At 38.1% G+C, this 13550-nt stretch carries 11 protein-coding genes; all 11 read left to right on the top strand.

Annotated elements, in window-relative coordinates:
* The first annotated feature begins 12 nt into the window (after window positions 1-12).
* Window positions 13-1701: a DAK2 domain-containing protein gene (locus FC56_RS05745; protein WP_056978360.1), complete on the top strand. Its 1689-nt coding sequence runs from the start codon at window positions 13-15 to the stop codon at window positions 1699-1701.
* Between the two features lie 76 nt (window positions 1702-1777).
* Complete coding sequence (gene recG / locus FC56_RS05740; RefSeq protein ID WP_056978359.1) at window positions 1778-3808, top strand: ATP-dependent DNA helicase RecG; 2031 nt, start codon at window positions 1778-1780, stop codon at window positions 3806-3808.
* Window positions 3809-3818: 10 nt separating this feature from the next.
* A complete protein-coding gene (gene plsX / locus FC56_RS05735; RefSeq protein ID WP_056978358.1) occupies window positions 3819-4853 on the top strand; it encodes a phosphate acyltransferase PlsX in 1035 nt (344 codons plus the stop codon).
* Between the two features lie 68 nt (window positions 4854-4921).
* Entirely contained in the window at window positions 4922-5167 is a 246-nt protein-coding gene (gene acpP, locus FC56_RS05730) for an acyl carrier protein (protein ID WP_054669767.1), read from the top strand.
* Window positions 5168-5245: 78 nt separating this feature from the next.
* Window positions 5246-5938 carry a ribonuclease III gene (rnc, locus tag FC56_RS05725; RefSeq protein ID WP_056978357.1) on the top strand — a complete coding sequence of 231 codons (693 nt, stop codon included), beginning with the start codon at window positions 5246-5248 and terminating at the stop codon, window positions 5936-5938.
* Between the two features lie 25 nt (window positions 5939-5963).
* Window positions 5964-9485, top strand: a complete 3522-nt coding sequence (gene smc, locus FC56_RS05720; protein WP_054669761.1) for a chromosome segregation protein SMC — start codon at window positions 5964-5966, stop codon at window positions 9483-9485.
* Entirely contained in the window at window positions 9485-10990 is a 1506-nt protein-coding gene (ftsY, locus tag FC56_RS05715) for a signal recognition particle-docking protein FtsY (RefSeq protein WP_056978356.1), read from the top strand. The genes smc and ftsY overlap by 1 nt, the downstream gene beginning before the upstream one ends.
* Before the next feature lie 60 nt (window positions 10991-11050).
* Entirely contained in the window at window positions 11051-11392 is a 342-nt protein-coding gene (locus FC56_RS05710) for a putative DNA-binding protein (protein WP_054669757.1), read from the top strand.
* Between the two features lie 15 nt (window positions 11393-11407).
* Window positions 11408-12847 (top strand): signal recognition particle protein, encoded by a 1440-nt coding sequence (gene ffh / locus FC56_RS05705; RefSeq protein ID WP_056978355.1) that lies wholly within the window; start codon window positions 11408-11410, stop codon window positions 12845-12847.
* Window positions 12848-12943: 96 nt separating this feature from the next.
* On the top strand, window positions 12944-13219 hold the full coding sequence (gene rpsP / locus FC56_RS05700) for a 30S ribosomal protein S16 (protein WP_054669754.1): 276 nt from the start codon (window positions 12944-12946) through the stop codon (window positions 13217-13219).
* 16 nt (window positions 13220-13235) lie between these two features.
* Window positions 13236-13484: a KH domain-containing protein gene (locus FC56_RS05695; RefSeq protein ID WP_054669751.1), complete on the top strand. Its 249-nt coding sequence runs from the start codon at window positions 13236-13238 to the stop codon at window positions 13482-13484.
* Window positions 13485-13550 lie beyond the last annotated feature (66 nt).

Genomic DNA, 13550 nt, shown 5'->3' with positions numbered 1-13550 from the left:
AGGATTAAGTTTTTGAAAGTGACCAAAATTTCCAATACCGAGTTTACTGCGATGGTGCAAGCCGCAGCTAGCAAACTAACTAAAAATGCGGAATTTATTAATTCATTGAATGTGTTTCCGGTGCCTGATGGAGATACAGGAACTAACATGTCTTTATCACTAGCTAGTGGTGAAAAGTACGTCAATCAAGAAGTAAGTAATAACGTTGGTGCTTTAGCTAATGCTTTAGCTAAAGGCTTATTAATGGGGGCTCGTGGTAATTCTGGGGTTATTTTATCTCAAATTTTTCGTGGCTTCTCTAAGTCTACTAACGGTAAAGAAAGTCTTGGGGCTCAGGATTTAGCTGACGCCTTTGTTTCTGCTACAGAAACAGCTTATAAGTCCGTTATGAAACCTACCGAAGGAACTATTTTAACGGTTGTACGGTTGGCAGCACAAGCAGGAAAAGAAACAGCTGCAACTACAGATGATATTACCTTGGTAATGGACGCAATTTATGAAAATGCTAAGACAGCATTAGCTAAAACTCCAGATTTGCTTCCAGTTTTGAAACAAGTAGGCGTAGTTGATTCTGGTGGTCAAGGCTTAACTTTTGTTTTAGAAGCCTTCGATGATATTTTAAACGGTCGTGAGGTTGAAAGTGAAGATCCACATCAACCTAATGATGCTGAAATGACTGAAATGATTGATGCTACTCATCATCAAAGTGTCCAAAGCAAATTAGACCCAGATGACATTGTTTATGGTTACTGTACTGAAATTATGGTGAGAATCGGTAAAGGCAAGCAGGTAGATCAAAACTTTGATTACCAAACTTTTTACGATTACTTAGCTGATTTAGGTGATTCTTTATTAGTTGTTAATGATGAAGAAATTGTTAAAGTTCATGTGCATACTGAACATCCTGGAAAAGTCATTGCTTGGGGCCAAGAATTTGGTGACTTAGCTAAAGTTAAAGTAGATAATATGCGTTTACAACAAGAAACCATTATCGAACAAGATGAAGATGCAGAACAAAGTGCCCAAGCTACTGATCAACAACCTAAAGAAACCGCAGTGATCGCTATTGCTAGCGGTGCAGGGTTAACTAAGTTATTTGAAAGTATGGGTGTTAATGAAGTCTTAAGTGGGGGACAAACTATGAACCCTAGCACTGAAGATATCGTTAATATGATTAATACTTCGAATGCTAAGAATGTAATTGTATTACCAAATAATAAGAATATTTTCTTAGCCGCGGAACAAGCAGCCGAAGTTGCTAATATTCCAGCTAAGATTGTGCATAGTAAAACAGTTTCTCAAGGAATTACCGCTTTATTAGGATATAATCCAGAAGCTAGCCTTGAAGATAACCAAGAAATGATGGAAGCTAATTTAGATACTGTTAAATCAGGTCAAGTAACCACTGCCATTAGAGATACCAGCCTAAATGGTTTAGAAATCAAACAAGGTCAATTAATGGGTATTGTGGATGGCGACATCAAGGTGGTTGGCGATGAATTAGTCCAAACTGCTACAGAAATGGTAAAGGACATGCTGGATGAAGACAGCGAAGCTATTACCGTTATCTGGGGAACTGATACTGATGAGACTGTGGCTCAAGAAGTTGCTGATAGTATTCTTGAATTAGATGATGAGTTGGAAGTCGAAGTTCACGAAGGTGATCAACCAGTTTATCCATTCCTCATTTCAGTAGAATAAAACATATAGTTAATTCCCTAAAGGGCCGGAAACGTTATTGTTACCGGTCCCTTGTGCTATTAGAAGGAAAATTACCATGAAACAATTATCAGATAAGGTAACCGAACTAAAAGGCGTGGGACCTAAAAAAGCGGTGGCCTTAAATAAATTAGGGATTGAAACCATTAATGATCTCTTAACTTATTTTCCCAGGCGTTACGATGATTTATCTTTAACTGACTTAGCTGCTGCTTCTGATGGGCAAAAGGTCACAGTAAAAGGAACTATCTTAGGAGAACCTACATTAATTCGGTTTGGCCGGAAACGAGTACGGCTTAATTTTCAGCTGTTGGTAAACGATGAACCATACACAGTAACCTTCTTTAACCAACCCTGGTTAAAAAAACAGTTAAATGCACAGCAAGAGATTATGGTCCACGGTGTGTTTGATCAAACCAGAAGATCAATTACTGGGATTAAGATTATTAATTCTGCTGATAATCAATTTGATTCTATTTATCCTGCAACCAAGGAGGTTAAGCAAAATACTATTCGTCCGTTAGTTAAACTAGCCTTTGAAGAGTATCAAGATGTTATTCCAGAAATTATCCCTGAAAATTTAAGACAGGGGTTAAAATTAGAACACTTCGTTGATATGATTCGAGAAATGCATTTTCCTACTGATCCTAGGCAAGCTCAAAGGGCAATTCGGACTGCTAAATTTACTGAATTTTTGTTGTATGAAATGCAGATTCAACAACTTCGTCAAGTTCAACGTCAGAAACAACCAGCTTCGGTGATAAATGGTGATAATAATCAGCTAGAGACGTTCATTGGTAATTTGCCGTATGAACTAACGCAGGCACAGCAACGGGTGATTACTGAAATTACTTCCGACTTACTAGCTCCCCAAGAAATGAATCGCTTATTGCAAGGGGACGTTGGTAGTGGTAAAACCATTGTTGCTGCGGCCGCTATGCTATTTGCTTGTTCTGCTGGTAAGCAGGCAGTAATTATGGCACCTACTGAAATATTAGCGGAGCAGCATGCCAATAAATTGGCTGATTTGTTTGCGGGAAGCTTTATTACGGTGAGCTTATTAACTGGTGTTACCAAGCCAGCCGCTCGTAAATTATTATTACCTCGAATTGCTAGTGGAGAAGTTAATTTGATTGTGGGGACTCATGCCTTATTTCAAAATGATGTCCAGTATCATGACTTAGGATTAGCGGTAATTGATGAGCAGCATCGTTTTGGAGTTAATCAAAGAGCTCAACTTAAAAACAAGGGACGGGCTACTAACGTCTTATCTATGACTGCAACCCCCATTCCACGAACGTTGGCAATTACTACCTATGGTGATATGGATGTTTCAGTTATTGATGAGTTGCCGGCTAATCGCCAACCCATTAAAACCACATGGTTGCCAACTAGCAAGACTAAGCAAGCCTTGAATTTTATTGGCAAGCAATTAAAAGCCGGGTACCAAGTTTATGTGGTAGCCCCATTAATTGAGGAATCTGATGCAGTAGATATGCAGAACGCGACAGCTATTTTTGAGCGATTCCGAGTAATTTACGGTGAGCATTACTCAGTCGGTCTCTTGCATGGTCGCATGGATAATGCAGAAAAGGATTCGGTAATGCAGTCCTTTGCGTCAGGTGAATTTCAATTGTTAGTAGCTACTACGGTAATCGAAGTTGGAGTGGACGTTAAAAATGCGACTACTATGGTTATTTTAGACGCTGACCATTTTGGATTAGCTCAGTTACATCAATTACGAGGACGGGTAGGCCGTGGATCACAACAATCATATTGTATTTTAATTGCTGACCCAAAAACAGAAATTGGAAAACAAAGAATGACAGCGGTAGTAGAAAGTACTGATGGCTTTTATTTATCCCAAAAAGATTTAGAACTTCGGGGGCAAGGTGATTTGGTGGGATTGAAACAGTCTGGAACACCAGAATTCAAATTGGCTGATCCGGTTGGAGATTTAAATATTTTAACCGTAGCTGCTCAAGTTGCCCGGAAAATAACTAGTGAAAAAAATTGGCAAACAAAACCAGAAAATGTAAAATTAGCTATGTATTTACAAATGATTAAACCAAATTTAGATAATATGTGAGGCAGTAAAAATGAAAATTGCGGTTGACGCAATGGGCGGCGATTTCGCTCCTGATGAAATTGTTAAGGGAGTGGAGTTGGCTCGTGATAATGATTCAAGTGTTGAGTTTGTTCTATATGGACAAACCGATCAAATTAATCAATTGTTGAAAAATAAACAAAATATCTCTATAGTTCAAGCCGATGAAGTCATTTCGATGGAGGACGAACCGGTAAAGGCTGTACGCCAAAAGAAAAATTCTAGCTTGGTAATGGCAGCTCAAGCAGTTAAAGATCAAGAAGCCGATGCTTTCTTTTCTGCCGGAAATACCGGTGCAGTCTTAGCAGCTGGACTATTTGTAATTGGTCGAATTAAAGGGATTGATAGACCCGGATTAACCACTACGTTGCCCGTTATTAACACGGAAAACGGACAATTTGTAATGTTAGATGTAGGGGCTAATGCTGATACTAAACCAGCTAATATGTATCAGTACGCATTAATGGGTAAATTCTACGCTGAAAATGTTATGCACATTGATAATCCGCGGATAGGATTACTTAATAATGGTACCGAAGCTGATAAAGGAGATATGAACCATCGTAAAGTTCATGACTTATTAGCTGAAAATACCGATCTTAATTTTGTTGGCAACGTAGAATCACGAGATCTTCTTAATGGAGTAGCCGATGTGGTAGTTACAGATGGTTTTACTGGTAATGCGGTGTTAAAAGGCATTGAAGGAACCGCCTTGGCTATGATGAAATTGCTGAAATCTGCAGTGGTAGACGGAGGACTAAAAGCCAAATTAGGAGCTTTAATGCTCAAAGATGGCCTAAAGGGTATGGCTAACCAAATGGATTATTCCAAGCACGGAGGAGCCGTTTTATTAGGTTTAAATGCACCTGTAGTGAAAACGCACGGTAGTAGCAAAGCTGAAACGGTTAGCAACACAATGGCCCAAATTAAAGTGATTTTGGCTTCCGGGCTAGTAGAACAACTAAAAGATTATGTTACCGAGAATAAAGAGCAATTAGAAGAAATTAAAATGACCACCAAAAAGTAGTTAGCTTTTGGTATAATTAGTTTATTGAGTACGGATAAAAACAAACGTATTAAGTTAGGTGTGAAAACATGGAAAAAGAAGAAATCTTTAATAAGATTGCTGATATTATTTCAGATCAATTTGATGTAGAACGTAGTACTATTACAGAAACTTTAAATTTTAAAACTGATTTAGATGCTGATTCAATTGATTTCGTGGAATTTGTTTTGGAATTAGAAGATACTTTTAACGCAGAAATTTCGGATGAAGATGCCGAAAAGCTTAATACAATTGACGAGGCCGTTAATTATATTTTGGCGCAACAAAGTAAATAAAACTTGAAAAGATTGAAATTATTCCAGCAGGAATGGATTTCAATTTTTTTCGTATGAATTAAAAAAGGGAGAAATTTAATGATTGCCGATTTAAATGCAATGTTAGCCAAAGATTTTGATATTCATTTTAACAATCCGGATCTACTAGACGAAGCTTTTACTCAGGCTTCTTACGTTAATGAACACAAAGAACAACACTTGAAGTTTTATGAACGGATTGAGTTTTTAGGTGATGCCGTTTTACAATTGGTGGTTTCTGAATATATCTTTTTAAGATACCCCAAGTTGCCTCAAGGGCGCTTAACTCGGCTAAGAGCGGCGATGGTTAATGAACAAAGTTTTAGTAGCTTTGCTCGAGAATGTCATTTTGACCAATATATTCGTCTAGGTAAAGGTGAAGAGAAAGCTCATGCTCGTCAACGGGACTCTTTACTTTGTGATATTTTCGAATCTTTTGTAGGTGCGCTATACCTAGACCAAGGAAAAAAAGCGGTTGAGAGATTTTGCCACATCGTTATTTTTCCTAAGTTGGACCAAGGAGTCTTTGCGGACTTTTTTGATCATAAAACTGAATTACAGGAATTGGCACAACACGATGGCCCCGTTACCATTGACTATGAATTACTAGAAGAGTTCGGTCCAGAAAATGATAGACAGTTTAAAGTGAGCGTGTTAGTAAACGGTCAGGAATTAGGTGTGGGAATTGGTAGTTCCAAGAAAAATGCCGAACAAAAGGCAGCCCAACAAGCGCTAACTCACTATAGCGATTAATTAATTGAAATGAGTAGGAATTAAAGTGCAACTAAAGACCATTAAACTTTCGGGATTTAAATCGTTTGCCGAAAAAACCAAAATTGAATTACAACCTGGAGCCACTATTATTGTGGGTCCTAATGGTAGCGGTAAGAGTAATATCACCGAAGCGGTTCGGTGGGTCTTAGGAGAACAATCTGCTAAGACGTTGCGGGGACAAAAAATGGGAGATGTTATTTTTTCTGGTGCCCAGCAAAAGGCGGCAATGAATTTAGCTCAAGTTAGCTTGCTATTTGACAATTCTGATCATTATCTAGATGTACCTTACTCAGAGTTGGAGGTAACTAGAAAGCTATTTCGCAACGGAGAGAGTTGGTATGGCATTAATGGTCAAGAATGCAGGTTAAAAGATATTACTAGCTTATTTATGGATTCTGGGATCGGTGCTGACGGATTTTCAATAATTTCACAAGGGAACGTTGAAGAAGTATTTAATAGCACTGCTGAATCACGACGTTCAATAGTGGAGACCGTGGCCGGTATTTTTCAATACAAACAGCAAAAAAAGACCGCCGAAACTAAAATTGTTAAAGTGGAAGATAATTTGAGCCGCGTCAACGATATTAGTTTTGAATTGTCAGCCCGTTTACCTGCTCTGGCTAAGCAAAAAGATGTGGCCCTAGATTATTTGGACCAAAAAAAGAAGTTAAATGAGCTAAAAGAGCAAAGGGAATTAAGTAACTGGCGTAAAGTAACTGCTGACGTTCTTGAATTAGAAAATCAGATTCAGAATCTGCAGGATACTAAAGAGAAATTCAATCAAAGCTTAACCGATAGTCAACAACAATTAGTTGCTACTAAACTAACGGCGACTAACCAGCAGCAATTGATAGCTGAGCAGACTGATAAGTTACAGCAGTTGACTCAAGCAGAAAATGAACTTCATTCTGCGATTAAGCTAACGCAACAAGAGAATCGATTTCAGCAACAAACCAAACTAGATTTAGAGCAACGATTGACTAGTACTAACCAGCAACTACAAGATTTGACTGCCAAATTGGAAAATATTCGTTACCAACTAACTGATAATCAGCAACAACAGCACGATTATCAACAACGTTCCCGAAACGTATCTGAAAAATTAAATGACTTAGAGTCAAATGGCAGTCATAAGTTAGCTCAACTGCAGGTTCAATACGTTGAATTAATTCAAAAACAATCTAGTGCTACTGAACAACGGGTAAAGCATCAACAAGCGTCAGAGCAACGAGAACAAAAGTTAAAAGAATTAAACCAGCAAAATAAAGACCTAAAGTTAGAACAAACTAATTTGATTGAACAACGGCAACAGTTGACGGATCGGTTAGCAATTTTACGAAAACAGCAAGAGCAATTGCAGCAGCAACAAGCAGAACAATCCAAGATCCAACAGCAATTGACTCAACAATATTCACAATTACAAACAAGTTGGTTATCTCAGCTAAGAAAGTTAGAAACGATAAAAGGGCAGTTAGAATATCAGCAGCAAAATGAATATCAACCATTTTATCAGGGAGTTGCTAATGTGATGAACCAGCAAGCTCAATTTTCCGGAGTGTTTGGTCCGGTGGCTGATTTTATTAAAACTGACAACCGATATACAATCGCAATAGAAACAGCTTTAGGTGGTCGTCTTCAAAATATTCTAGTTGATACCGATCAAACTGCTAAGGAGATAGTTGAATGGTTGACAAACTCTAAATCAGGTCGGGTAACTTTTTTGCCGGTTAGTGAAATAAAGGCAGTAACTCACCGTAAAATTACTTCTGATATTCGGGAGGTACCTGGCTTTTTAGGGAGTGCTGAAGAGTTAGTGGATTTTCCGTCTGAATTTAAAGCTATAAAGGCTTACCTGTTTGCTAACATTTTGATCAGTAGTGATTTGACGGCAGCTATTCGGATTAGTAAATTGGGACATCAACGTTTTAAAGTGGTTAGCTTGGATGGCCAAGTGGTCAACTTGGGTGGCTCAATTACTGGTGGAAAAAGTGCTCGAGGTAAAACACAGCTATTAACCACTAAATCAAAAGTTCAACGACTCAGACAAGAAGTTGAAAGGTATACTAAAAGTGTCACTGAAGAAGAAGCTGACGTAAAAAGCGTTCAACAACAGTTAGAAGCCGTTAAACAGACAATTGTTGAAAAGCATCGTATTGAATTGCAGGTGCAACAGGAGTTAAAAACGGTCGAACAGCAACTTATTCGCAATCGAGAGGCTACGGATAAGATTATTAGTTTATTGACGCAAAATAATGAACAACAAGCACAATATGAACAAATGCCACAAGTAACTGATCAATTAGACCCTAAGCAGTTACAAATGGAAATCACTAACGTTCAGCAGCAGTTAATTGCTCAAGAGCAGCAAAATGAACAAACGGCTAAGCGGAAGACGGAGTTATCAGAAAAATTAGCGACTATTCAACAAACAACTAATCAACTGCAGGCTCAGGCCAAATATTTGACGGCTAATGAACAAGAAACTCAAGAGTCGCTAGCTAAATCTCAAGAGGATCAACTACAAATTCAGCAACAAATTAAAAAATTACAAGCTGATTTGGAAATTACTAACGAAACTGAGATTCAGCAAAAACTTCAAACTATCCTGACAAAAAAGCAAACTACGACTGGATTACAGCAGCAATTAACAAATGAACAAGAGCAACTAAGCTTAAGGGTGGAAAACCTTTCAGAACAAGTGAATCAACTAAAAGTGGAATTGACTAAATTAGATTCACGCTTAACTTTATTACTTGATAAGTACGAAAGTAAGCAAAAATTGAAGCAGGATAGCCAACAAATTTTGGTGGAACGATTTAATTATCAGCTAAGTGACTTGAAGAAAGTTAGTCAGGCACAAGATAATAATGTTGATAATCAAATTAAATTATTGGAAAAGGGACTCGAAGAGCTAGGACCAGTCAATGTTAATGCGATTGAAGAGTACCAGCAAGTTACGGAACGCAACCAATTTTTAACTGATCAAAAAGCTGATCTCACTAATTCGATTCAAGAGTTAAAAGACACCATAGCAATTATGGATCAAGAATCAACAAACCGCTTTTTAAATACGTTTGATCAATTGGCTCAATCCTTTGAGAAAGTTTTTCAACAATTATTTGGCGGCGGCAAAGCAAAATTAGAGTTGACTGATCCTAAGCATCCCTTAACTACTGGAATCGAAATAATGGCAATGCCACCTGGTAAAAAATATCGCGCATTATCTCTATTATCTGGTGGAGAACGCACATTAACTGCCATAGCATTATTATTTGCGATTTTGGCGATTAAACCGGTACCATTTGTGATCTTGGATGAAGCAGAAGCAGCGTTGGATCCGGTTAACGTCGATCGATTTGCTCGATATATTCAACAATTTGCATCTAAAACCCAGTTTATTGTAGTTACCCATAGAAAAGAGACTATGGTCTACGGAGATCAATTATACGGAGTTACCATGCAAGAATCGGGAGTATCAAAAGTGGTTTCCGTAGCATTACAAACAGATGATGAGGTGAGAAAATAATGGGATTATTTGATATATTTAAACGACGTAACAAGAAAGACCAAGAAAAGCCGGCTGAACAGTCTGAAACTACTACTGATAATGAGGACTTAACCAATAGTGAGAAACAAGTAGCGGACTCAGATTCAACTAATGAGGTTGATAATAACTCTGAAGCCACTGATAATAATCAAGCATCAGATGACTCTCAACCTTTGGATACTGATACCGTCAGTGAGGAGGAAATTGAGAATCCAAAGACACCTGATTCTTTCTCCGAAGCTGCTAGTGAACCAGAGAATAAACCAAAACCAGAAGAAGAGTCCATCTCTGAACCCGTAGCCAATGATACTAATGATGAATCCTTGGCCTCAGTAGAGAAGAGTGGTTCAGAAACGCAAGAAGACTCAGCTACTCAGGTTGAAACTAGCAATCCTTTAGAAGAAACCAGCCAAGAAGCTTCAACAGCTACTACAACTGAACCTTCCGATGAATCAATACTAGAAAATGTAGCAGCTCCGCAAGAAGACAAAAATGATGAATCTACACAAGCGGCTTCTAAAGACACCGATGAGACTGCGGAAGAGCAAAACGCTGATGATGATATTTATGAACGGGGTCTTGCACGGTCTCGGTCAACGTTTGGACAAAAATTGAATGCTTTATTTGCTAATTTCAGAAGTGTTGATGAATCTTTCTTTACTAATCTAGAAGATATGTTAATTGAGTCTGATGTCGGTTTTGAAACTGCTATGCAGATTACAGATGAACTTCGTGATGAAGTTAAGCTCAAAAACGTTAAAAAGACCAAAGAAGTTCAAAACGTTGTAATCAAAAAAATGATCGATATTTACGATGCTGCTGGTGATAATGAAAGCATTGAAATTAATTTTGCTGATCAAGGACCTACAGTAATTCTCTTTGTAGGGGTTAATGGAGTAGGTAAAACTACTACCATTGGTAAAATGGCGCAGATGTATAAGGACCAAGGCCAAAAAGTTCTTTTGGCTGCTGCAGATACATTTAGAGCCGGAGCCATTGCTCAATTAAATGTTTGGGCCGAACGTGACGGTGTAGATATCGTTAAGGGTAAAGAGCAAGGTGATCCTGCAGCGGTAGTCTATGATGCCGTAAAGAAGGCTAAAGCAGAAAATTATGATATTTTGATGGTGGATACTGCTGGCCGATTACAAAATAAAGTTAATTTGATGAATGAGTTAGCTAAAATGAAAAAGGTCATTACTCGTGAAATTCCGGATGCTCCTCATGAAACTTTATTGGTACTTGATGGTACCACTGGGCAAAATGCCTTGAATCAGGCTAAGATGTTTAAAGACACCACTGATGTTTCTGGAATTGTATTAACTAAATTAGACGGAACGGCTAAGGGGGGAATTGTGTTTGCAATTCGCAATGAACTGCATTTGCCGGTTAAATATGTGGGATTGGGCGAAAAAGTGACTGATTTACAAGTCTTTGATGCTAATGAATTTGTCTACGGCTTGTTTAAAGGATTAATTTCGTAATTGACTAATTGAGTAAAAGTAGATAGGCTTAATGGCGGTGATAACCCAAGGAGGAACCAGATGGAACTAGAAAAAAATAACTACATTAATTCTTTATTTGAGTTTTATTCACCGTTGTTAACTACCAAGCAGGTTAACTACTTAGAACGTTATTACGTAGACGATTATTCCCTAGGTGAAATTGCTGCTGAATTTGATATTAGCCGTCAGGCTGTATATGACAATATCCGCCGGTCTGAAAAAATTTTGCAACAGTATGAAGCTAAACTGGGATTATACCAAAGTTTTAAGCAACGAAATCAAAAATTAGATCAAATTAAGCAATATACTCAAGAGCATTATCCCGATGATTCTCAGTTAAGCGAACTCATCGATAGTTTAGAAATAACCGAAGAAGAGTGAAAGTGGTGACTGGATATGGCCTTTGAAGGCTTAACAGAACGATTACAAAATGCAATGCGCAACTTGCGCGGTAAAGGAAAAGTTTCTGAATCTGATTTACGAGCTACGATGCGTGAAATCCGATTGGCGTTACTAGAAGCCGATGTAAACTTTACGGTAGTTCGAAAATTTGTTAAAACCGTTGAAGAACGGGCCAAGGGTGCTAAAGTTTTAGAAGGATTAAATCCTTCACAACAAATCGTCAAAATTGTTGACGAAGAATTAACTCAAATGATGGGGGAATCAGCAGTTCCGCTGAACAAATCTCCTAAAATTCCAACTGTAATTATGATGGTCGGTCTTCAAGGGGCTGGTAAAACTACTACTGCAGGTAAGATTGCCCTTAAACTAAAAAAAGAAGAAAATGCTAGACCATTACTAGTAGCAGATGACGTTTACCGTCCAGCTGCGATTGAACAATTAGAAACTGTTGGTAAACAAATCGACGTTCCCGTCTTCCAAATGGGTACCGATACTGATCCAGTAGAAATTGCTAAGCAAGGATTGGCAAAAGCTCAGGCTGATCATAACGATTACGTCATTATCGATACTGCTGGACGGCTGCAAATTGATACTGATTTGATGGATGAATTAAAAAACATCAAAGCTGAAATTAACCCTGATGAAATTCTATTAGTTGTAGATGCCATGACTGGGCAAAATGCGGTGGCAACTGCTGAAGGATTTAACGATGCTTTAGGCATTACTGGGGTTGTCTTAACCAAATTAGATGGTGATACCCGTGGTGGGGCTGCACTTTCTATTAGAGCCGTTACTGACAAGCCAATTAAGTTTGTCGGACAAGGCGAAAAAATGTCTGATTTAGATATTTTCTACCCTGATCGAATGGCTTCACGAATTTTGGGTATGGGCGACATGTTGTCGTTGATTGAAAAAACCCAACAGGAATATGATGAAAAACAAGCCGCAGAATTATCTGCTAAAATTAAAGAAAATTCGTTTGATTTTAATGATTTCTTAGATCAATTAGCCCAGATTCAAAAAATGGGGCCATTAGACGAGTTAATGAAGATGATTCCCGGAATGGCTAATAATCCGGCCCTAGCTAATGTTAATATGGATCCTAAAGACATGGAACATATTAAGGCCATTATCTACTCCATGACCGAACAAGAAAGAACGGAACCGGATGTAATTAACCCATCTAGACGGCGGCGAATTTCTCGTGGTTCAGGCCGACCAATTCAAGAGGTTAATCGCATGATTAAGCAATTTAACCAAATGAAAACAATGATGAATAAGATGTCTAACGGAAATATGAGTGAAATGGAAAACATGATGAAGGCTACTGGTATGGGTGGTGGAGCTTTATCCAAGTTAGCCATGAAGCAAATGGGCCGCAAAATGAAGAAAAACCAAAAGAAACGGGCTAAAAACAAGCGCAAAAAACGATAAAATCAGCTTTTAACGGTGTAAAGAAAAAAACCTTTACAACCATCTAAATTACTGGTATATTATTAACGTTAAGAAATTACAGGAGGTGTTTTACACATGGCAGTTAAAATTCGTCTTAAGCGGATGGGTTCAAAGAAGCGTCCATTTTACCGTGTTGTCGTAGCTGACTCAAGAAGTCCTCGCGACGGTCGTTTCATCGAAAACGTTGGAACTTACAACCCACTAACAGAACCAGCACAAGTTACTCTTAAGGAAGAAGTAATCCTTAACTGGTTAAACAATGGTGCTCAACCATCTGATACAGTTCGTAACTTACTTTCAGATGCAGGCATTATGCAAAAGTATCACGAAGCTAAGTACGCTAAAAAGTAAAAAGTGAAGTGATATCATGGTAGGCATTGATAACTTAATTAAAACAATTATTACGCCACTTGTTGAGTTCCCTGAAGAAATCGCAGTTGTTGCTAAAACAACCGACCGGTTTAACGAGTATCATCTTCAGTTAAATGAAAATGATATTGGTAGAATTATCGGGCAACAAGGCCATGTGATCCAAACTATCCGGACTATTTTGTACAGCATACCAACTAATGGTGGCAAATTAGTACGCTTAGTTATTGATGAAGATAAGGGATAGGGTTTTAGATAAAACGGTGGTTTTATTTAGAACCTTTTTTCTTATCTCTTTTTAATTTGGAGGACA

This window comes from Lentilactobacillus senioris DSM 24302 = JCM 17472 (assembly GCF_001436555.1).
Taxonomy (GTDB): domain Bacteria; phylum Bacillota; class Bacilli; order Lactobacillales; family Lactobacillaceae; genus Lentilactobacillus; species Lentilactobacillus senioris.
This window is presented reverse-complemented; position numbering and strand designations above follow the sequence as displayed.